Consider the following 22,119-nt stretch of genomic DNA (forward strand, 5'->3'; position numbering starts at 1 on the left):
AGATGTCCAGTGTTTCCCTGATCGATATCAACAAGCAGTTTGGCGGGCTAACGATCCTTCCGTCGCTGTCGCTCTCCATCCCCAAGGGTTCCTTCACCGTCATCGTCGGCCCGTCCGGCTGCGGCAAGTCGACCTTACTCAGGATTGTGGCCGGCCTGGAAACGACGACCGGCGGCCGGATATGCATCGGCGACCGCGACGTGACAGAGGTCGACGCCGCCGAACGCGGCATTGCCATGGTGTTCCAGTCCTACGCCCTCTACCCGCACATGACCGTGGCGCAGAACATCGGCTTTCCCTTGCGGATGTCACGCGTCCCGAAGCTAGAGGCCGACAGCAAGGTCCGGCAAGCCGCCAGCATGCTGAAGCTGGAGCACTTGCTCGACAGGAAACCGAAGGCGCTTTCGGGAGGACAGCGGCAGCGCGTCGCGATCGGCCGCGCCATCGTCCGAGAGCCGGATGTCTTCCTGTTCGACGAGCCGCTTTCCAATCTCGATGCGGCGATGCGGACGCAGATGCGTGTCGATCTGGCCGAACTGCACCGCAAGCTCGGAGCCACGATGATCTATGTCACGCACGATCAGGTCGAAGCGATGACGATGGCGGACCAGATCGTGGTCATGAATGCGGGCCGTATCGAGCAGGTCGGCGCGCCGATGGAGCTCTACAACGAGCCCAGAACCGAGTTCGTCGCGGGGTTTCTCGGCGCGCCGAAAATGAACTTCCTCACCGGGCAATTCGCACAACCCTACGGCGCCGACACGCTCGGCATCCGACCGGAACATGTGGCCATTGAGGCCGCACCTGCAGTCTGGACGGGGCGTGTACGCCACCTCGAACGCCTGGGCGCCTCGACTGTCTATTATCTCGACCTGCGCGACGGCCAGTCTATGATCGTCACGACGTCGGGCGAAGAGATGCATGGGATCGGCGCCGAAATCGGATTGCGGCCGCGGGAAGACAGGCTGCATCGATTCAAGGCTGGCCTCCGCGAACAATGAGATAGCGCAGTTCGACCAAATCTCCGTATATACCGACATGCTTTGCGGGCTGAATCACCGCGACCAAAATGACATCGACAACCTGTCAGGAGAGAAAATGCTCCCCACCTACAAGAATCCGACAGCGCCGATCGAGTATCGTGTCGCCGACCTGATGCAACGGATGACGATCAAGGAGAAGATCGCCCAATTGCATGCCCTGTGGCTGATCTTGTCTGAAGATGGAAAGCATCAAGTGCGCGCCGACAAATTCACCGGCGCCGCCGACGGTGAAAAGCTTCGGGAACTGCTGAAGCATGGCCTTGGACAAATCACTCGCCCGCTGGGCAGCCGCCCCATCGAACCGCGTGAGGGCGTGAGAGCCCTGAATGAGTTGCAAAGATTCATGTGCGAGGAAACCCGCCTCGGCATCCCCGTCATGTCGCATGAGGAATGCCTTTCCGGCCTGATGGCGCGCGGCGGCACGCTCTTCCCCTCCGCGCTGGCTTTCGGCGCCACATGGAATCCCGAACTGATCGAGGAGGTCGGCCGGGCTATCGGTCTGGAAGCGCGCTCGGTCGGCTGCCACCAGGGGCTTGCGCCCGTGCTTGACGTGGCGCGCGATGCGCGCTGGGGCCGGACTGAGGAGACGTTCGGCGAAGACCCCTATCTGACGGGCATCATGGCCTCACGCTATGTGGCCGGCCTGCAGGGCGAGAAACGCGACCTTCTGGCGACGCTCAAGCATTTCGCAGGCCATTCCGCCTCCGAAGGCGGACGGAACCATGCCCCGGCCGCGCTCGGATGGCGCGATCTCAACGACACGTTCCTGTTGCCGTTCGAAATGGCGGTGAAGCTTGCCAATGCCGGCTCGGTCATGCCCGCCTATAACGACATCGATGGAGAACCCTGCCATGCGTCGCACCGCTTACTCACCGAAATCCTGCGCGATCAATGGGGCTTCGATGGCCTTGTTGTCGCTGACTATATCGGCATCAACCTGTTGCATCAGCATCATGGCGTCGCCTCGGATGCCATGGAGTCGGCGGCAATGGCCTTTAACGCCGGCCTCGATATCGAGCTTCCCGGAAACGACTGCGCCCAGCATCTTGAAACCGCGCTCGAACGCGGCCGGATATCCATCGATACGCTAAATGCGACTGTCGCCCGTGTCCTCACGGAGAAATTCAGGATCGGCCTGTTCGAAAAACCCTATGCTGACGAACAGACGATCCGGCTGCAAGCACCTGAATCGGTGGCGTTGGCGCGCAAGGTGGCGCAGGAATCCGTCGTCATTCTCGAAAACAACGGCATCCTGCCGATTTCAGGACAGCCGAAGATCGCAGTCATTGGCCCGACGGCCGACGATCCCCTGGCGCTGCTTGGCGATTATTCCTTCCCCGTCCACCTGATCGTCGCCGACCAGGTGGAAAGTACGCGCAATGTGATCACGCCGAGAGCGGCCTTCGAGGCGCGCTTCGGCGCCGAAAATGTCGTCTTCGCCAAAGGTTGCCATATCCTGGAGCAACGCGAATTCGGCAATCCCGCGTTCCCAGGGGACGTCCTGGACAGCACCAGCCTGGATGTCGAATCCAAGCTATCCCAGCGTCTCGACCTCATCGACGAAGCCGGGCAGGCGGCCAAGTCGGCCGATGTCGCCGTGGTCTGTGTCGGCGATCTCTCCGGTATTTTCCAGACCGGCACGGTGGGCGAAGGCTCTGACGTCGACAGCCTCGAACTTCCAGGCGTCCAGCAACGGCTTCTGGAAGCCGTGGTCGCGACGGGAACCCCCGTTATCCTGGTCATGTCGTCCGGCCGCCCTTACACGATCGGCGGGCTGGAGCCGAAACTCGCGGCCTTCGTCATGTCCTTCTTCGGCGGCCAGGAGGGCGGCAGCGGCCTTGTCGATGTGCTCACCGGAGAGGTGGAGCCGTCAGGCCGGCTGACGCTCTCGATTCCCCGCAGCGCCGGGGCCTCGCCTTATTACTACAATCACAAATTCAAGAGTTCGGGGACGCCGATCGCCAGGCATTTCGGCAGCCGATACCCGTTCGGCCACGGGTTGAGCTATACCGATTTTGCCTTCGAAGACCTCGTGGTCAAATCCGCCCAGGTGCCGATCGAGGGCGGCGTTGCAAGCCTCGCATTCACCATTCACAACATCGGAAATCGAGCTGGTTTCGCGGTGCCGCAGCTTTACATTCGCGACCAGGTGGCCTCTGTCGTCCGCCCCGTGAAGGAATTGAAAGGCTTCGGCAAGATGTGGCTCGACGCCGGTGAAAGCCGGCGCATGACACTCGATATCCCCTCCGACATGCTTTTCCTCACGGATATCCCTGGGGTGCGTGTCGTCGAACCGGGTCTGTTCGACGTGACCATTGGCGCGTCGAGCAATGACATCCGCCTGTCAGCAGTGATCGAGGCGGTCGGCACCACGCGAAAACTTCCGCAGAAATGGCGGATGACGAGTGAATTCTCCAGTGCTTGACGGCGACCTGGCAGAGGGACCGAAAGCACAGCATGTCGCCCGAAAGCGGTGCCCGATGTTGGGTAACGACCGATCTGCAACGCGCTTCAGCACTTAGCAGGGAAGCGCCGTGCCAGTTCCGTCGTCTCTTCGCAACTCAACGGCCTGGTTTTCTCGCCGCGCAACAGCAGGAACAGTTTGGCTGTCTCCTCGAGTTCTTCGATGGAATAGACCGCCTCGGAAAGATCGACACCGGCAACGACCGGACCATGGTTGGCGAGAAGCACTGCGTGGCTCCCGACTGCCCGCTCTGCAACCGCCTGGGCCAGGGCTTCGTCGCCAGGGGGATAGTATGGGACGAGAGGCAGGCGGCCAACGCGCATGACATAGTAAGCCGTCAGCGGCGGAAGCAGGTCATCATGGTCAAGGCCGCACAAACAGCTGACTGCGACTGAATGGGTCGAGTGCAGATGCACGACAGCGCCGGCGCGCTGCCGCTTCTCATACATGACGCGATGGAGAAACGCTTCCTTGGTGGGCGCGTCGCCCGAAATGTGCCGCCCCGCTCTATCCAGTTTGGCGATGCGTGCCGGGTCGATGGTTCCCATCGACGATCCCGTCGGGGTCATCAGCCATCCGTCATCGACGCGGACACTGATATTGCCGGTCGATCCGGCGGTCAGGCCGCGATCGAACAGCGACTTTGCATAGCCGGCGATCTGCTCGCGAATTTTTGCATCGCTCATGCGAGAATGTCCAAGGCGCGTTCGAAGAAATCAGGGCCACCGAAATTGCCGCTTTTGAGCGCCACCTGCAACGGCCGATCGGAAAGCGTCGTCGTCCATGGCACGCCGGGCGCAATCTCAGCGCCGATGGACAGTCCCTGTATTTTGAGTGCGGAAATCACTGCGCCCGACGTTTCTCCGCCCGCGACAAGCAGGCGGCTGACGCCATTGGCCACCAGCCCCTCGGCGATAGCGGCCAGTGCGTGCTCCATCAAGGCGCCCGCCTGCTGAGTGCCGTATCTCGCCTGGTTTTCCTGCACCTCCGCGGGATCGGCGGACCCGTAAATCACGATCGGCTGTTCGGCCGGCTGGCTCTGCGCCCAGGCAAGGGTCTCTTCGACGACCGGACGCTGTGCGGCGACGGCGTCGATATCGATCCTGCGGCTCGGCCAAAGCGCCCTCGCCCGGGCGAGCTGCTGACGCGTTGCAGCGGAACAACTGCCCGCCAGAATGGCTGTTCTTGGCCTTACCGTGGATGCGACAGCATCTTTCGCCGCTCCACGCGGTGAAAAACCGAAATTGGCCGGCAAGCCCATGGCCAGCGCCGAGCCTCCGGTGACGAGCTTGTGGCTGCGCACGACGCGTCCGATGGCACGGAGATGGTTGTCCTCGGTGGCGTCGGTAACGACATAGCGTTGTCCGGCCTGCGTGATCCCGGCAAAAGCGTCCGCGATCGCAGCGTCGCCAGCCGAAATCACGTCGTGAGGCACGAGGCCGACACCATGGGCCGACTGTTCGGCCATCAGCGCGACGAGGTCGGACCGACGCATCGGCGTCAGCGGATGGTCCTTCATCGGCGAATCCTGCAACAATTGGCGACCGACGAAAAGATGGCCGTTGAACACTGTCCGCCCGTTCTTGGGAAAGGCAGGACAGACCACCGCGATCCGCGCATCCAAGGCCTCGCTCAAGGCATCGGCGACAGGGCCGATATTGCCCTCAGCGGTCGAGTCGAATGTCGAGCAGTATTTGAAGAAAATCTGCTCGGCGCCGTGCGCCTTCAGCCAGGCAAGTGCATTGAGCGATTGCGCGACGGCGTCGGCGACCGGGCTGGTGCGGGATTTCAGCGCGACGACGACAGCGTCGGCATCGTGGCCATCGAAAGCCCGTGTCGGAACGCCAATCGACATGAYGGTCCGCATGCCCTCGCGCACGAGAATGCTGGCAATATCGGTCGCACCGGTGAAGTCGTCTGCTATGACACCAAGAGCAATCGTCACGATCATCCCCGCCTGTAAGGTTTGAACCAGTCCAAGCCGTCCGTCGTTCGACCGCGAGGATTGTACTCGCAGCCGACATGGCCGGTGTAGCCGAGTCGATCGAGTTCGGAGAACAGGAAGGGATAGTTCAGTTCTTCGCCGTCCGGCTCCTGGCGCGACGGCACGCTGGCGATCTGCGCGTGGCCGGTGATCGGCATCAGCCTGCGCAGGCATGTCGTCACATCGCCATGAATGATCTGGCAATGATAGATATCGAACTGAAGTCTCACATTGGCGAGCCCGAACTCACCGATCATCCGCGCGGCAGCATGGAAATCATTGAGGAAATAGCCGGGCATGTTGCGCCCGTTGATGGGTTCCAACAGGAGATTGAGCCCTTTTTCGGCGAGCCGATTGGCGGCATGTTCCACCGCACGACGATAATCGAGCTCAGCCTGCGGGTCGTTGCGGTCGGCAAGGCCGGCCATCAGGTGGATGTTCTTCACGCCGGTGGCCTCGGCATAGACGAGCGCGCGGGTCACGCCTTCGGCGACATCATCGAAGCGGCCCGGCAGCGACGCCATCCCGCGCTCGCCGGCAGCCCAGTCACCCGGCGGCATGTTGAACAGCGCCTGCGTCAAGCCGTTGCGGGTGAGCCGTTCGCGGATATCCTCCGGCTTGAAGTCGTAAGGAAACAGATATTCGACAGCAGAAAACCCGGCCTCGGCTGCAGCGTCGAACCGATCGAGGAACGACCATTCGTTGAACATCATCGTCAGATTGGCGGCGAAGACTGGCATGGCTCACCTCGTCTTTTCCGGCAGCGCCGCGCCGGAAAGTTGCGCATAAAGACGGGCAAGCGAGGAATCGTCATCGTGTCCCATCCCCGCGCCGCTGGCGGCAAGATACATTTGCAGCGCTGCGGCGCTCACCGGCACCGGATAGCGTTCGGTCCGCGCCATGTCCTGGATGATGCCGAGATCCTTGACGAAAATATCGATGGCGCTGAGCGGCGTATAGTCACCAGCGAGCACGTGCGGGATGCGGTTCTCGAACATCCATGAATTGCCAGCCGAGGCGGTGATCACCTCATAGACCTTGTCGAGGTCGAGCCCAAGTTTCGCGGCAAGAGAGATGGCCTCGCAGGCAGCGGCGATATGAACGCCGGCGAGCAGTTGATTGATCATCTTGAAGGCGGCACCGGCACCGGCGGCATCGCCGAGTTCATAGACCTTGGCAGCCATGGCATCCAGCGCGGGACGCGCCACGTTGAAGGCAGCCTTCGTTCCCGACGCCATGATCGTCAGTTCTCCGTTGGCGGCGCGCACGGCTCCTCCCGAAATGGGGGCGTCGAGATAGTGAACGCCCTTTGCCTCGATTTGCGAAGCAAGCTTTCGGGCCACGGCCGGGTCCATCGTTGCGGACGAAATAAACACGGAGCCAGCACGCATGACATCGGCAATGCCACCGGCGCCGAACAGGACGCCTTCCGTCTGCGCCGCGTTGACGACCACTGAGACCACGATATCAGCCTGCTTCGCGGCCTCGGCGATACCGGAAGCGGAGCGGCCACCCGCCTGAACGAAGCGGGAAACGGCATCTGTGGAAATATCGACACCGATCACATCGAGACCGGCTTTCCTGAGCGAGAGGGCCATGCCCATGCCCATGGATCCAAGGCCGATCACCGCCGCCACCTGGGGTGCTGCCGCATTTTCTTGGGGAGTTGTCATAGGATGATCCCTGAATGGTGCTATGGCGCTCCCAAGGGCTGACGGGGATATTCCGTCTCTCGCAATTTTGGCAGCGCTGCCATTTTTTATAACCTGTTTTGGCAGCGCTGCCAAGCCATTTTTGGCAGCGCTGCCATTGAATAACGGCACCATTCTTCTAGTATGCTCGGACAAGGCGGCCTCCCAGCATCCGTGCACTTGCTAAGCTCCTGATTGGCAAGGGGAAACGGCGACGCACCCGAGAACCAATTTGCGAAGGGCCAGGGCTGAGGATTGAAATGGACCTGAAAAATGCCCCCATCACGCTGGCCGAGGTTGCGAATGCGGCCGGCGTGGGTGAAAGCACTGTGTCCAGGGTGCTGCGCAATCACGGGTCCTTTTCCGAGAAGACGCGCGCGCGTGTCATCGCGGCGGTCGACAAACTCGGCTATGTTCCCAACAAGATTGCAGGAGCTCTGGCATCGACGGGCACGCCCCTGGTTGCGATCATCGTACCCTCGCTCTCGAATATTGTTTTCGCCGATGTCCTGAGCGGCGTGACGCGGGCGCTTGAGATGCGGCAAAGGCAGGCCGTGTTCGCCGTCACGGAATATGATCCGGTGCGGGAAGAGGCCCTGGTCGCCGCCATGCTGGCGTGGCGGCCGGCAGCGGTGATGCTTGTCGGCCTGGAGCATACCGAGGGAACGCGGAAGATGCTTCGCGCCGCAGGCTGCCGGGTTCTGGAATTGCTCGATATCGACGGAGAACCGCTCGACATCGCGGTCGGATTCTCCCAACGATCGGCCGGCAAGGCCACCGCTGCCCATCTCATCGAAAAAGGCTACACCCGTATCGCCTATATCGGGCACGACTTGGAGCGCGATACCCGCAGTGCAAAACGCTTCCAGGGATTCGTCGAACAGCTCGATCAAGCGGGGCTTGCGCTGAGAGAGCGGGAAATCCGGGATGCGGCCTCCTCGGTCAGCGAAGGGAAAGAGGGATTGGCATGTGTCTTAAGCCGATCGCCCGACGTCGAGGCTGTCTATTTCTCCAATGACGATATGGCGCTTGGCGGCTACTTCCATTGCCTGTCCGCAGGCATTTCCGTACCCGACCGGCTCGCGATCATAGGCTTCAACGCTCTCGACATCTGCCGCCACACCCCGCAGCCAATCGCGAGCATTCTAACGCCGCGTGTGGAAATAGGGCGGCTTGCCGCAGAGCTGTTTTTGGAGGATGCGCCAGCCCAGACAGTCGACGTCGGGTTTTCGCTCGTCCCTGGCGCGACGGTTTGACGAGATTGCGATCGGGGATCACGAGGATATGGAACAGGCGATCAGGTCTCGGTTGGTTCGGCCAGTTGAAGCAACCGAACCACGTTGCACTCGATCACATCCCCGTTACGCCGGATTGCTCCAGCCTCCTCCAGGAGAATAATGGAACGATTGACCTTTGGTCGTGACGCTCCGAGAACGCTGGCAATGTCGGACTAACTTAAGCCAAGATGCAGACTGGCCCGGCCGGGCAATTCGTCGCCGTGGATCTGATGCAGGGTTGCGATTAAAAAGCGGGCGACGCGTGCGTCGAGATCGTAGAGAGCGATGGTTTCCAATTGCCGCGTCGTCTCGCGCACGCGTTTGCACAGAAAGCGCATGACCGCCTCCACCGCGGCGCGGTGGCGCGCCATCAATGCCGTGAAGTCGCTCTTGGCGATGACGTAACCTTCTGCGGCAACCATCACCGTCGCGTCAGCCGAGCGCGGTTCGTCGTCGAGCAGCGACATTTCACCGACGAGATTGCCGGCGTCGAAGTGCCGGAGAGACAGCTCCCTGCCCTGGGGCGTGATCAGCGAAGCCTTGATCCGGCCCGCGGTCAGCAAGATCATGTAATTGCCTTCGTCGCCACGCTGGAACAACACGGTCCCAGGCGGCCACCGCCGACAACTGGCGAGCGCGGCCACTTCCTCGATCAGCTCGTTGGAAAACTCTTCGAAGATGGGAAATGATCGCCAGAATGCTGGGCTTTTGTTGATTTCAGCCATTCCGTGAGCCTGCCTCCCCGCCAGCGCGCCTCGATAGTATGAAACCGCAGCAATACCAGCTGTTTGCTGCCATGCAAGCAATTAACCCTGCGACGCCATTCGCATAACGTCGTAGTATGAAGCCAATTCCAGCGGTGGAGGCTCGACGAAATGGGGCAGAGCCCGCCTCGAATATTTTGCGGCAAGGAAAATGTCGTGACGCATCCGTTGCTCGGACGTGATTGCGCGAACAACAGTATAAACCGGTGAGAACTCCGTCCGGCCTTTGACCTGGATGCGATCGAGCTCCACGACCGCAAATCGGTCGGCAACCGCCTTTGCTGTCCGTTCCCCGATCAGCAGCGGCGTTCCATAGTTCTTCGAGGCACCCTCAAGTCGTGACGCCAGGTTGACGCTGTCGCCGAGCACGGAATAGTCGAAACGCTGGGCGGAGCCCATATTGCCGACGACGCATTCGCCGGTGTTTATGCCAATCCCGATCCGCAGCGTGTATGCCTCGCGCCCGCTGGACCTGGCTTCCTCGGCCAGTTCCGCATTCAGCCGATCGATCGCGCCCAGCATTTCGAGCGCGGCCGAAACCGCGTGGATCGCATGGTCGGGATCGTCGAGCGGCGCATTCCAGAAGGCCATCAGGCAATCGCCGATATATTTATCCACCGTGCCCTCCTTGAGCACGATGTCGCTCAGCGGCGTCAGAAGCCGATTGATCAATGCCGTCAACTGCTCCGGATCGTCCTTGAGCTGTTCGGATATCGTGGTGAAACCGCGCACATCGCAAAACAGGATCGACAGCGTTCTGCGCTCTCCGCCCAGCTTGAGATGAGACGGATCATCTGCGAGCCGTTTCACCAGTGCCGGGGAAAGATATTGCGAGAATGCCCGAATGATCTGCTTTCGATTCTGACGTTCCTCGGCATAGTCGAATGCAGCCTGGGCCGCTGCAACAGCGAGATAGGCCACCATTGCACCAAGCGGCGAGACGAAGACATAAGTCAACCACAAGCCGGCGCCGCTGATCGCAGCCAGCAGGAACAGGGCGAGCAGCCCGGCCGTCACGGTGCGCCAGCCGGGGGACCCGACGGAGACCGCAGCCGCCAACACACAGGCGCCGAACAGCAGCGGCAAGCCTCCGATCCAGCCCGGATGGACGACGGACAGGTTTCGCCGGAGATTTTCGAATATTGTCGCCTGGATCTCGACGCCGGCCAGCAATTTGCCTGTATGAACGGTATAGGATGTCGCGAACGCGTCGCTGGCGCCGCTTTTCACGCTTGCCGCATTCTGCAGGCTCAGCCCCACAATCACCACCCGGTCCTTGAAAAACCCTGATGGTAACATCTTCTCGGGATCAAGCGCCTGATAGTAGGACACCGTTGGAAAGGTGCGCGCTGGCCCGAAAACCTGTGCCAGCCTGTCGCCAAGCGGCGCACCGACCCTCAGCCCCGCGGCCTGCCCCAGCCGGACGGCAAACCCGTCCGTATAGGTCGGCATCCGCCGGAAGACGCCGTCCCGGCCCAGGCCGATCGATGCGATACCGGGTTTTGCCCCCGTTTCCGTCAACTCCGCGATCGGCTCGACCCGTATGAGCTGATCGGCCTCAGGCGTCACGATCAGCGTTTCGTCTCCCGCCAGCACAATGTCCGGGCCGAGAGCCCTGGCCAGAGCCAGGTCGTTTTCGGGCTTGGACGGTTCGGAGAAAATGATGTCGAGAGCGATCGCCTTGGCGCCGGCGGCACGAAGTTGCTGGATAAGCTTGGCGTGCAGTGCACGCGGCCAGGGCCACTGCAAATTCACATCGGCCATCGACGGTTCATCGATCGCCACGATGATCGGCCCGTCGGAAGAAAGTGACGGGCGCCGCAAGGTCGACATGTAGTCGAACAGTTTTAAATCGAAAAGCTGCCACGCACCAAGGCTGGTTATCGATGCGACGATGATGAATGTCACGACAGCGGTAAGGCCGGCTCGCAGTGACCGGCGACGTAGCCGATTTTCTGCCGTACCGGGCCGGCCGTTCGCCAAAAGGCTTCCTGTTGCAAGACCAGACTTCAGCAAAAGACCTCAACCAAGCGACTTCTGTCGTCAGATAACCACAGAGCACGAATTCTGCAAAGGCAAACCTGATTTGTCGTTTTGCCAAACTTGAACTCTCGTTCAGTTTCGTTAATCTGCCTTAAGTCTCGGGGGACCTCAGTTTGGCGATCATCAATTCCGGTAACGAAAAGGGCGAGAATGGGCGGGATTTGCCGCCTGCGTTTGCGCGCTTATTTTGTTGAGGCGGAAAGCTATGGAGAGGCGCCAGGTTTCCAAGTCCAATAAACAGACGTTTCGTTCCTCACGACGGATAGCGGTCGCTTTCACCGCTCTTCTGTTGAGCCTCGCAGCTTCGCGCGGATTGGCCGAAACATATCCTCGGGTTTCGGCGGCCGAAGGAACGGTCGTCGCCCACAAGATCGGCGAGGAAGCGAAGTTCGTGGATCTGCCCGTCTGGCGCCCGGTGGATGTCGAACAGAACCTTCTTGCCGGAGACACGCTGCGAACCAATGCCGGCGGCAATCTCTCCATTCGTTTCGCCGACAAGACGCTTGTTCGCATGGGCCGCAACACCACGCTGATCGTAAAAAAGATCGACAGCGTCGACGAGAGCGTGCTCGGCCTGACGGAAGGATCGGTCTGGGCGCGCGCCGTGCGCGGGGGAAGCCGCCTGGAGATCGACACGCCGGCCGCCGCCGCCGCCATCCGCGGCACGGACTGGACATTGCGGGTCAGCGCCGGGCAGACAACGCTGACGGTGCTGGAGGGCGCCGTCGAACTGAAGAATCCGCATGGCACGGTCCTGGTTCGTCAAGGCGAAGGCGCGACCGCGACGCTCGGTCAGGCGCCGCGCAAATATACGCTCGTGAACCTCAGGGAGCGCGAGCAGATGCTGCTCTACACCGAATTGCGCGGCGTGTTCTCGGATCTGCCGGCGACAGGCATGGACGGCCCACGGTCGCGCGCAGAACGCCGCCGCCTATTGGCGGTTCCCCCGCGCAACCGGACTGCGGATGACTGGCTCATCCTCGCCGAGACATCGCTGCTTCTCTCCGGCCGAGCGGATGCGCGCATGGCGCTTGCCCATCTCAAGCGGCCGCTTGCCACGAGAGACGAGGCGCGGGCAAAGCTTGTTGAAGCCATGCTCGCCGGCCTGGACACGCATTATGCCGAAGCCGCTCGTCTGTTCGCGGCGGCACTTCCGGCACTGTCACATGACCGCAAGGCAGTCGCCGCCTATGGTCTCTGGTTCGCGCGCTCACTCGCCGAGCCAGACAAATCCATCCCACCGCCGAGCCAGGCTGCCTATGCGGACGACGTTATCTCGGCACTCGCCCAGGCCAAGGCCATCGCCCATTTGAAGGGCCAGGCCGACGCCATCGCAGTGCTCGTCGCCGCGGAAAAACGCTTTCCCGACGATGCGAGGCTCTGGGCGATGCACGCCGCTTTGGCCATGGAACTCGATCGTCGCGACGAGGTGAAGGCCGCACTCGACCGCGCCGGACAGCTCGATCCCGACGAACCGTCCTATCTTTTGATCCTGGGCCGGTACAAGGCGGCGATTTCGAGCGATTTGAATGGTGCGCTTGCTGATCTGCAACATGCAGCGGCAGTGGCCCCCGGTGCTGATGATGTGTGGAACGAGATCGGTGTTGTGCAGGATGATCGGAATGCCATCGTCGAAGCTGAGGCCGCCTATAAGCGTGCCATTGCCCTCAATCCCGAAAATGCGGCGTTACACGCAAACTATGCCCGCTTCCTGATGGACAATGACCAGGTGCTGGCGGCCAAACGCGAGATCGACGCCGCCGCGGCGCTCGATGCGCATTCCTATGCCGTGCTGGCCGCCAAGGGCCGCTATTTATTGCGCATCGGAAAGCCTGCGGAAGGCGAAAAGGCGTTGCTGGAGGCCAACGCGCTCAATCCAACCTACGGCGACGCGCTGATCGGCCTGGCGATTGCCAGCTACCAGCAGAATTCTACTGATGAAACGGCACAGGCGCTCGACAATGCAGACCGTTTCGATCGCGACAACCCTTCCATCCCTCTGATCCGCGCCGGCATCGCAGTTGATCAGTTCGAGGCCGATGAGGCCATTGTTCAAGCACGCGAAGCATTGCGCCGCAGGCAGCTAAGGGGCGGCTTCTACACCGGCTACGATGCCAATCGTCAAGCATCGTCCTATCTCGGTATCACACTTGAAAATCTCGGCATGGACGAGTGGGGTCAGTATTATGCCGCCCGCGCCTACGATCCGTTCAAATCTTCGACGTTTTTTGACGAAGCCGATGCCGGCCGGCTGTCGCCATTTGTGAGCCTGCCGCCGTCAGGCCTTGACCGGTTCCCGACTGGCCAATCCACGGAATCTTCGCATTTGCAAGGCTTTCTTCTGGACCCGTTGACGGTCGCAGACGAGAGCAAACGGAACACGCTGGAGCGGCGCAGTTTTTTCGAAACGGATCTCGGCATAAGCGGGCTTGACCAAGGCACTGGCATGGGCCCGTTCGGCAATATCGCGCTTCAGGGAACCAGCTACTCTGGCATTCCGGTCAGCTACTACATACAGGGTGAAATCGAACGCCCGAAAGGGCTGCGTGACAATGACGATCATCAATTCGATGGTGGTGTAATCCAGTTGGGGCTCCGCCCGACCCTGAATGACAGCATTGTCCTGTTCGGCAACAGGTATCGCGACGACGAGAGCTTTCCCGGGCAAGTGTTCGCCCCGACTCCGCTCGACAACGCGCAAACCTATAACACGACGATTGGCGGCGCGTGGAGCCACACGTTCGAAGATCGCAATGTCCTCCAAGTCCTTGCGCTGTCGAGCGACACCGACATTCAGCAGCAAGCGACCATCAACAACGATAAGCAACTGCTCGATCAAAGGTCGTCCGACCGATATTTCACCTTCGGCCTCAACCATATTCTGGGGGTAGGACCAGTGACGCTCCGCTACGGTGCGGAGGTGACACAACTTGATAGCACGGTGTCACGTACCTTGACCCCCTTGAACGGTAGTCCGGTCAAAGAATACGGGCCATTTCCGAGTGAGGTTCTGGCAAGCCGTGGCTATGTCGACGCACTGTACGACGCGACGAAGGATCTCCAGTTGCAGGCCGGCGCGTATGTTACCCAATTCGACGACGAGACCAATCGATGGGGTCCAATCGATCCGAGGCTCGGAGTGGCGTGGTCGCTGGCCAGCAATCATTGGCTCCRTGCCTTTTATCGGCAGGATACGCAAGTGCCGACGAGCTATACTTTATCACCGATCTCAACCGTAGGGCTCATGCCTATGGATCTGCCGGTTTTTGTGGGAGGACAAATACGAACTGCAGCTATGCGCTGGGATGCGGAATGGAACGAACGTCTGTTCACGGCTGTCGAGTACCAACATGTGAGATTCCGCGACCTGTCACTATCGATCGAGGACATTGAGGACAGTTTTCCGTCTACGCGCGGACAAATCGACCAACTGAGTTTCAGTGCTAATTATTGGATAGGCAACGGTGTGGGCACATTCAGCACGTTGACATTCAATCGCAGCAAGGACCTGACATCCGGCCTCGATGGCCTCCAGGTGCCGCTCGTTCCCAATTACCAGGCCCAAGTCGGGTTGAAATATGTGAACCCTTCGCGCATCACCGCAACGATCGCTCAAAATTTCGTCGGCCGCCGGGTTGGCCTGCAATTGCTCGATAACCACACTCCGGTGTCAATAAAGTTGGACCGGTACACGACCACCGATGCGGGCCTGACTTGGACATCGGAAAACCGTACCGTCGATTGGGGACTGGTTATTACCAACATTTTCAACACCCGATCGGAATCTGCCGTCGACATTCCCGCACCCGGTCGAACGATCAAGGCAAGCTTTACTGCTCGATTCTAGCCGTTGCCCCTCAAAGCTAACAGCGACCTATCGACGAAAGAGATGTTGCGCCACAAAAAGGCCAAGCCGCCCCTCGCCCAGATACTTTCGCGCCAAGAGGAACTGCAGACCGCGCATCCGGATCTTGAGCTTGGCGCAGCTCGGATTTTTATCGATGATGGACAGATTTCGACATCGGGCGGGGTCACGGCCGGCATGAACCCGCGCAATTTTGCGCCGCTCTATGCAGAGGAAACCGGCTTTACACCGGCCAAAGCAACTGAGGCGATGCGGCTTGAAGCGGCCTACCGGGCGCTCGAAGGGGCTGATCTGCCGATCAAGCCCATCGCCATCCGGTTCAGCCTGGCGACTGAACAAAATCTGCGCCGCGTGCTTCACCGCCAGTTCGGTATCCTGCCCTCCGATTGCCGTCTTCGCTTTCGCGCGAGAAATCCGATAGATACAGCGCGTGTTTCTCTATCGTTGCCTATGCAGGCTGACCGCCAATGGATTTGAGTTTTGTAACGGGCTGGCATGTCTTGCTAGATGGCGGCAGCGCGATTCGATCGTTGGTCGAACAATAGGGAGAGAGTAATGGACCTGACCAAGGCAACACACATGAACAGGGAATTCGGCACGTTTAGCATCGTTGGCGGCAGCGTCGAGATCGAGGCGCTCGGCGGCACGAACTATTTTGTCAGCCCGGACGGTTCGATGCCGGAGCTGAACGCGCCGTCACTGGAATTTGCCACTGACTCCCCGGTTTTTGTTCTCCAGGCGAAGGTGACAGCTGCCCTCGGCACAATTTATGACGCAGGCGGGCTGATTATCCGCACCGCGGCTGGGCAATGGGCCAAGTTGGTTTATGAGCTGTCCGCGCTCAACGACCCCACCATCGTGTCCGTCGTCACGCGGGACACGTCCGATGATTGTAATTCGGAGGAACCGGGGACCGACTCGGTCTACCTGCGCATCCACAAGGATGACAATCTGGTTGCCTTCCATTGGTCCCTCGATGGGCGTTTCTGGAAGATGGTGCGAATCTTCGCACTCGGCTCCGCTGACGACGCCTTCAGCGTGGGGTTGCTCGCCCAGGCGCCGCTCGGTCAGCCATGCCGCGTGAAGTTCGACGAAATCGCAACATCGTCCGTGCGGATCGAAAACCTCCGCAACGGCAACTAGATCGGCGAACATTCCGACTGAGCCGTTTGGATTTCCCGTTAACAGGATTTCGGGCGCGTCCCTTTCGATGGAGACTGGCAGGCGGCGCCTTGCGCTGCAAAGTCAGGACTCTGTTGGGGGAATGCATATCCGTGACTGCAGTGGCGGCTGTGTTCGATCAGAGCTTTGATTTTTGCTCAGTGTCCGAACGAAATCAATGTCAACGACCCACGGCATAAAGACGGCAGCTCCTTATAGCCCAATGGCATTGATCACTTTGTCTTCCTGGTCGATGATATGGACGATGCACTCCGCTTCTACATTGATGTCATGCGCTGCCAGCCGGGATATTCCTATCCAGCGCGCGGCATGGAGCAGGTGTGGTGCGGATCATCCCCATCATGCTGTGGGATACGACGCATCCCGGCGGCAAGCCGGTCCGTCGCAAGCGTGAAACCTGCGGCATGCAAGGCAAACGGAGACCTCGCGACCAAGTCGCAACACGGGCCGAGTAGCGAGAGCCTCCTGACGGTGTGATGATCGGCAGGCTTGATTAACCGAATACCTTGGTCAGCGCATTGTCGATCGCATGGGTCAGCGTATCGATATCGCTCTCGGAGGCGATCAGTGCCGGGCTCAGGCAAAGCGTATTGTTAAGCCCGGGGATCGAACGGTTGGTCGCACCTATGATGACGCCCTGCGCCAGGCAGTCCGCGACAACGGCCTGGACCTTCTTCTCATCGGCCGGCTCTTTGGTCTTGCGGTCGGCGACCAGTTCGGCGCCGCAGAAGAGGCCGGCGCCGCGCACATCGCCGATGGCGGCATGACGTTCCTGCAGGGCACGCAGGTTGCCGATGAGACGTTCGCCCATGCGCACCGTGTTGTCGAGCAGGTTCTCGTCTTCGATGATGCGCATGTTCTCAAGCGCGGCCGCCGGGCCGGCGACGCAGCCGCCGAAAGTCGAGATGTCACGGAAATAGGACAAGGGATCGGCGGGATCGTCCTTGAACATGTCGAAGACTTTTTCGGTCGTCACGGTGCAGGAAATCGCGGCATAACCGGACGCGACGCCCTTGGCCATGGTGACGAAATCCGGCTCGATGCCGTATTGCTGGTAGCCGAACCATTTGCCGGTGCGGCCGACGCCGCAGACGACTTCATCGATGTGCAGAAAAATATCGTATTTGCGGCAGATGTCCTGCACCCGCTCCCAGTAACCGCGCGGCGGAGTGATAACGCCGCCGCCAGCGGTGACCGGCTCCAAACAAATCGCGCCGACCGTATCGGGGCCTTCGCGCAGGATGACGTCCTCAATGGCATCCGCGGCACGCTCGCCATAGTTCTCGACCTCGCCCCACTGGCTGCGATATTCCAGGCAGTGCGGCACTTCGACGAAGCCTTCCGGCAACGGGCCGTATTGCAGCCTGCGCTGCATCTGTCCGCCAGCTGCGAGGCAGCCGAGCGTCGTGCCGTGATAGTCGCGATCGCGATAGAGGATTTTGTATTTCCGGCCGCCATGATGACGTTCGGAAATCTGGCGGACCATCTTGAAGACCTTCTCATTGGCCTCCGAACCGGAATTGGAGTAATAGACGCGCGTCAGCCCCGGCATCTTCTCGCTCAGCCGCTTGGCAAACAGGGCGCCCGGAATGGAGCCGGCCGCACCGGCATAGTAATTGAGCTTGACCAGTTGATCGCGCACCGCGTCGGCAATGCTCTCGCGGCCGTAACCGACATTGACCGTCCAAACGCCGCCCGAGAGACCATCGAGGAATTCCCGGCCGGTCGCATCCCATAGCCGCATGCCCTTGCCTTCGACGAACACGCGCGGGTCGCCCGTTTCGAACGGCTTATGCTGGGTCAGGTGGTGCCAGACATGTTCGCGGTCGGCTGTGACGACATGGCTGATATCGTTTGGAGACGTCGTGATGTTCATTTCGGAGTTCCCTTATGCAGACGATTGTTGGAAACGGAGCACGACGCACGCTTTGTTTCAGGCCTTGCGCCGGCACGGCGGGCGACGCGAAACAGGACGATCGCTGAATTGACGACAGCAAGCGACAACAGCGCATGGAGCATGGTCTGGATACCAGATGAAACGATCAGTTTGCCGGCGATCAACGGAAAGCCGAACACCCCGATGAAATAGGCCAGTGCGAACAACAGCAGCGACTGCGGCATGAGGCCTGCCGGCGCCTCGTTGGCAGCGAGGCCGTTGATCACGGAATAGGTCAGCCCGTACCCCACCCCCAGCATCGCCGCGGTTCCGAGATAGGCCAGCGGGTTGGACGGCATGAAAAGGAATGGGATGATCGAGGCCAGCGTCAGGCTCGTCAGGACCAGAAGTGAATGGAACGGGTCCTGCTTGACGACATGTTTTGCAAGGAACAGGCGGCCAGAGATCGCAGCCGACATGAAGCCAAAGAAGAACAGGGAATAATCGAACCCGTGCGCTTTGGCATAGCTGGTCTGAAAGCTGGACAGCCCACCGAAGATTGCGCCGCCGACGCCAACCATGACGATGGAATATATTGCAGGCGAAGCGACGACCTGGCGCGCGGCACTGAACGAGATCTTGTTGACATGCGGCACAATCTTGCCAGCGCCGGTCAGCCGGACATGGAGCCAGAAATAAAGCGCGCCGCCGATGAGGCTGGAAAACGACGCCAGCGCGAAGGCCGTTTCGATCGGCAACGACAAGCCGGTGGCAATACGGCCGACGATCGGTCCGGCACCGATGCCCGACATCATCGACCCCGAAAGCAGGGCGAAGGACTTGATCCGGTGTTCCGGCTCGATGATCGCGGCGACCAGGATGGGTCCGAGCGTATAAAACGTGCCCCAGCCGATGCCGAGGATCAGGCCGACGGTCATCAGGCCCGCCCCGGCTGAAGGGACCAGGGCAAAGCCCAGCCCCGAAGCCGCAAGAAACAGTCCCGAGACGGCCACGGCCCGCGGGGAACCGATGACGTCGGCGATGTGGCCGGACAGGATGACCAGAACGACGGTACTGAGCGTGGCGGCCGAGATCACCAGACCCGCCATCGCCTCGTTTCCGCCGCGCTGCCCCACCAGCATCGGAATCAGAAAGGTCACGCCATAGGCGATCGAAAGGAGAAATCCACCGATGCAGAGGATGGCAAATTCGCCGCCATCGACTTTCTTCTGCGCAACGGAGATGTTCATGTGTCCACGTGCCCCCGCGATGAAACACATCCGGACTTCCGTGGCGACGAGCATCCTGCAACACCGTGGAGACGGCGCGTTGCGCGGCATTGCCTGTGACACGGTGTTTCCTCCGGAATGTCGCGATCATGGAAATCACGTTTGGACTTCATCAACAAGTCGTTTTCTTTGTTTCCATAACCCATTGAAAAACATGATATCATCGTTCATATGTTTCGAAATGATCAACACTCTCAACACGCCGGCGGAGGTATTGCATTGATCGACGATCTGGGCGGACGACTTCGGCATGTCCGCGAACTTCACGGCCTGTCGCAAAGACAGTTGGCCAAACGCGTGGGCGTGACCAACTCGACGATCTCGCTCATTGAATCGAACAGCAGCAATCCGTCCGTCGGTGCACTCAAGCGCATTCTCGACGGGATACCGATCGGGATGGCGGAGTTCTTCGCCCTGCAGCCAGCCGCTCCGAAAAAGGCTTTTTACCGGGAAGACGAATTGATCGAGATCGGCAAGGGTCGAATCTCCTACCGACAGGTCGGAGAAAAGACATTCGGCCGTGCTCTTCAGATTCTGCGCGAACGATATCAACCGGGCGCCGACACCGGCTCCATTCCTCTCGTCCATGATGGCGAAGAAGGCGGGATCATCCTCAGCGGCAAGCTGGAAGTGACTGTTGACGGCGAGCGTCGGATTCTCGGCCCGGGCGACGCGTATTACTTCGACAGCCGCAGGCCGCACCGCTTCCGATGAGTTGGGCCGGTCGTCTGCGAAGTCGTGAGCGCATGCACCCCGCCGACGTTTTAGTCGGGTGTCAATTCGAGGCAGATCTCGCCCAGCTTATCAACTGAGCGCAGCAAACGAGGTGTCGGCTCATTGGCGCAGTTGAGCTTATGATGGTGGGAAAGGACGGGCTGAAACGAAGGAGACGCATGCCGACCTGCAGGATGCCGGCGACATGCCCCCTCGGATCCAAACGAGAGGCGTTTGCCTTTGGCTGCTCCGGTGTTATGTAATACGCAACCAATCAGCATTGCGGGACTCACATTGGAACCTCAGATCCGACAACATAATTTGCGGCAGCAGGCATTGGATATCCTCAAAGCGCGACTGGTTTCCGGAGCATTGGCACCGGGTGAGATTTACTCAGCTGCCGCGATGGCGGCAGAGCTTGGCGTTTCCAACAGCCCGGTACGGGAGGCGATGCTGACGCTGGTCCATCAGGGTCTCATGGAAACCGTTCGCAATCGCGGATTTCGGGTTATCCCCATTCGGCGTAAACAGCTGGAAGATATTTATAAGGTGCGGCTCCTGCTGGAAATTCCGAGCATCCACACGCTTGCAGGCATGCCGGACCAGGTGCGCAAAGTGGAGCACGAACTGCGTGCGAAGCTCGCTGAACTCCGCAATAGTGCCGAGAACAACGACATTGTCGGCTATTTGAGGGTCGACAAGGCATTTCATCTCCAGCTTCTCGGGATACTCAACAATCCCTATCTGGTGTCGACCATCGAAACGCTTCGCGATCAGGTGCGACAGTATGGCGTTGGTGGCGTTACCGCCCACGCCGTTCTTTCCCGTTCGGCCAGCGAGCACGAGAAAATACTCGAAGCCATTCTCGCGGGCGACGGTGACAAAGCGGCGGATCTGATGAGGCATCATATTCATCAGTTGATCGAAGACTGGGGCGGCCCGGCGTCAAATCAACCAGCCTAAGAATCATTTTCACAGTTTATAGTCGGACTAGGTCCTCCTACCGCCTGCATACAGGTTGCGCCGCCAAACTTGCATCACCAGCGCGAATGACATATATAATATGTAACCGATAACCCATTGTGATAGTCCGTGGAAAATATTCTTCAGCAAATGAATTTGCGGGACCAGGCGCTCCAGGTCCTGAAACTGAGACTGGTATCGGGCGACCTTGCGCCAGGTCAGATCTATTCCGCTGCGGCGCTGGCCGCAGAACTGGGCGTATCGAACAGCCCAGTCCGTGAGGCCATGCTGACGCTCGTCAATCAAGGCCTGATGGAGACGGTGAAGAACCGTGGCTTCAGGGTCGTTCCGCTCAGCGACAAGGAACGGCGTAATATTTATGAACTCAGGATGCTCCTGGAGATACCGTCCATGGTCAAGCTCAGCACGATGAAAGACATCGTCGCTCAGCGATTTCAGGAGTTTTCAGAAATTGCCGCGACCATGTTCAGACACGCCAAGGAAGGTGACATTGTCGGCTATCTCGACATGGACCGGCAGTTCCATTTGGGTCTGCTGCAACTGCTTCAGAACGAACAGCTTGTTTCCATCGTCGAAAATCTTCGAGACCAGTCAAGGCAATATGGTTTGAAGGCGCTATCGGAGCGCGGGGGATTGGTGCGGTCGGCTGAGGAACACCAGCCCATCCTGGACGCGATCGTGTCGGGCAATGGTCCGCTGACCGCAACGTTGATGACCAATCATCTCAGCCATCTCGTGGGAGACTGGGCCTGAGACAGGCCCTTTCATGAGATATGCTCGGAGTCTATCAGGCCTGAACAAAGCACGTCGCCGGGTGGTAGCGCGGCGACGTGCTCCTGGAAGCGAGCAGTCATACTGGGAGGTTACTCGCGTCAGAAGCCATACTTCGGCGGCGTCGAACCTTGTGTGTAGATCTCGGCACTCTTTGCGGCACCATACGAGG

At 60.0% G+C, this 22,119-nt stretch carries 18 protein-coding genes; 9 read left to right on the top strand and 9 right to left on the bottom strand.

All coding sequences use genetic code 11. The features are described from left to right. The first annotated feature begins 2 nt into the window (after window positions 1-2). Both AC1DYF_RS19395 and AC1DYF_RS19400 read left to right on the top strand, forming a co-directional pair. Window positions 3-1,001, top strand: coding sequence for an ABC transporter ATP-binding protein (locus tag AC1DYF_RS19395; RefSeq protein WP_477878390.1), 999 nt, complete (start codon window positions 3-5; stop codon window positions 999-1,001). Window positions 1,002-1,098: 97 nt separating this feature from the next. Then, the gene (locus AC1DYF_RS19400) at window positions 1,099-3,468 is read left to right on the top strand and encodes a glycoside hydrolase family 3 N-terminal domain-containing protein (protein WP_477878391.1); all 2,370 of its coding nucleotides are present in this window, start codon (window positions 1,099-1,101) and stop codon (window positions 3,466-3,468) included. Window positions 3,469-3,554: 86 nt separating this feature from the next. Here the strand turns inward: AC1DYF_RS19400 and otnC are convergent, their stop codons facing one another. The 4 genes from otnC to ltnD are packed head-to-tail and all read right to left on the bottom strand — an operon-like array spanning window position 3,555 to window position 7,164. Next, the gene (gene otnC, locus AC1DYF_RS19405) at window positions 3,555-4,193 is read right to left on the bottom strand and encodes a 3-oxo-tetronate 4-phosphate decarboxylase (RefSeq protein ID WP_477878392.1); all 639 of its coding nucleotides are present in this window, start codon (window positions 4,191-4,193) and stop codon (window positions 3,555-3,557) included. Beyond that, window positions 4,190-5,452 carry a 3-oxo-tetronate kinase gene (otnK, locus tag AC1DYF_RS19410; protein WP_477878393.1) on the bottom strand — a complete coding sequence of 421 codons (1,263 nt, stop codon included), beginning with the start codon at window positions 5,450-5,452 and terminating at the stop codon, window positions 4,190-4,192. The genes otnC and otnK overlap by 4 nt, the downstream gene beginning before the upstream one ends. A 2-nt stretch (window positions 5,453-5,454) precedes the next feature. Continuing rightward, window positions 5,455-6,231, bottom strand: a complete 777-nt coding sequence (gene otnI / locus AC1DYF_RS19415) for a 2-oxo-tetronate isomerase (RefSeq protein ID WP_477878394.1) — start codon at window positions 6,229-6,231, stop codon at window positions 5,455-5,457. A gap of 3 nt (window positions 6,232-6,234) precedes the next feature. Continuing rightward, window positions 6,235-7,164 carry an L-threonate dehydrogenase gene (gene ltnD, locus AC1DYF_RS19420; protein ID WP_477878395.1) on the bottom strand — a complete coding sequence of 310 codons (930 nt, stop codon included), beginning with the start codon at window positions 7,162-7,164 and terminating at the stop codon, window positions 6,235-6,237. Window positions 7,165-7,442: 278 nt separating this feature from the next. Here ltnD and AC1DYF_RS19425 point away from each other — a divergent pair, with 278 nt between their 5' ends. After that, the gene (locus AC1DYF_RS19425; RefSeq protein WP_477878396.1) at window positions 7,443-8,438 is read left to right on the top strand and encodes a LacI family DNA-binding transcriptional regulator; all 996 of its coding nucleotides are present in this window, start codon (window positions 7,443-7,445) and stop codon (window positions 8,436-8,438) included. A 41-nt stretch (window positions 8,439-8,479) separates the two neighbouring features. Here AC1DYF_RS19425 and AC1DYF_RS19430 read toward each other — a convergent pair whose 3' ends face one another. The 3 genes from AC1DYF_RS19430 to AC1DYF_RS19440 all read right to left on the bottom strand — a co-directional run bounded on the left by AC1DYF_RS19430 (window position 8,480) and on the right by AC1DYF_RS19440 (window position 11,206). Further along, window positions 8,480-8,626 (bottom strand): hypothetical protein, encoded by a 147-nt coding sequence (locus AC1DYF_RS19430; protein ID WP_477878410.1) that lies wholly within the window; start codon window positions 8,624-8,626, stop codon window positions 8,480-8,482. 6 nt (window positions 8,627-8,632) lie between these two features. Continuing rightward, the gene (locus tag AC1DYF_RS19435) at window positions 8,633-9,184 is read right to left on the bottom strand and encodes a Crp/Fnr family transcriptional regulator (protein WP_477878397.1); all 552 of its coding nucleotides are present in this window, start codon (window positions 9,182-9,184) and stop codon (window positions 8,633-8,635) included. A gap of 81 nt (window positions 9,185-9,265) precedes the next feature. After that, entirely contained in the window at window positions 9,266-11,206 is a 1,941-nt protein-coding gene (locus AC1DYF_RS19440; RefSeq protein WP_477878398.1) for a CHASE2 domain-containing protein, read from the bottom strand. Window positions 11,207-11,471: 265 nt separating this feature from the next. On the opposite strand from AC1DYF_RS19440, the gene AC1DYF_RS19445 reads away from it, so the two are divergent. The 3 genes from AC1DYF_RS19445 to AC1DYF_RS19455 all read left to right on the top strand — a co-directional run bounded on the left by AC1DYF_RS19445 (window position 11,472) and on the right by AC1DYF_RS19455 (window position 16,274). Further along, window positions 11,472-15,113 carry a FecR domain-containing protein gene (locus tag AC1DYF_RS19445; RefSeq protein WP_477878399.1) on the top strand — a complete coding sequence of 1,214 codons (3,642 nt, stop codon included), beginning with the start codon at window positions 11,472-11,474 and terminating at the stop codon, window positions 15,111-15,113. Between the two features lie 42 nt (window positions 15,114-15,155). Next, window positions 15,156-15,608, top strand: coding sequence for a helix-turn-helix domain-containing protein (locus AC1DYF_RS19450; RefSeq protein WP_477878400.1), 453 nt, complete (start codon window positions 15,156-15,158; stop codon window positions 15,606-15,608). Window positions 15,609-15,686: 78 nt separating this feature from the next. Next, a complete protein-coding gene (locus AC1DYF_RS19455; protein WP_477878401.1) occupies window positions 15,687-16,274 on the top strand; it encodes a DUF1349 domain-containing protein in 588 nt (195 codons plus the stop codon). A 532-nt stretch (window positions 16,275-16,806) separates the two neighbouring features. On the opposite strand, the gene tpa is transcribed toward AC1DYF_RS19455, so the two are convergent. Further along, a complete protein-coding gene (tpa, locus tag AC1DYF_RS19460; protein ID WP_477878402.1) occupies window positions 16,807-18,189 on the bottom strand; it encodes a hypotaurine--pyruvate aminotransferase Tpa in 1,383 nt (460 codons plus the stop codon). Further along, entirely contained in the window at window positions 18,186-19,439 is a 1,254-nt protein-coding gene (locus AC1DYF_RS19465; protein ID WP_477878403.1) for an MFS transporter, read from the bottom strand. The genes tpa and AC1DYF_RS19465 overlap by 4 nt, the downstream gene beginning before the upstream one ends. Before the next feature lie 210 nt (window positions 19,440-19,649). Here AC1DYF_RS19465 and AC1DYF_RS19470 point away from each other — a divergent pair, with 210 nt between their 5' ends. The 3 genes from AC1DYF_RS19470 (at window position 19,650) to AC1DYF_RS19480 (ending at window position 21,929) form a co-directional block, all read left to right on the top strand. Next, window positions 19,650-20,192 carry a cupin domain-containing protein gene (locus AC1DYF_RS19470; RefSeq protein WP_477878404.1) on the top strand — a complete coding sequence of 181 codons (543 nt, stop codon included), beginning with the start codon at window positions 19,650-19,652 and terminating at the stop codon, window positions 20,190-20,192. A gap of 294 nt (window positions 20,193-20,486) precedes the next feature. Then, window positions 20,487-21,155, top strand: a complete 669-nt coding sequence (locus AC1DYF_RS19475) for a GntR family transcriptional regulator (protein WP_477878405.1) — start codon at window positions 20,487-20,489, stop codon at window positions 21,153-21,155. 150 nt (window positions 21,156-21,305) lie between these two features. Beyond that, entirely contained in the window at window positions 21,306-21,929 is a 624-nt protein-coding gene (locus AC1DYF_RS19480) for a GntR family transcriptional regulator (RefSeq protein ID WP_477878406.1), read from the top strand. Window positions 21,930-22,119: the final 190 nt, after the last annotated feature.

The sequence above is a fragment of the Rhizobium sp. P2_G9 genome (assembly GCF_056403475.1).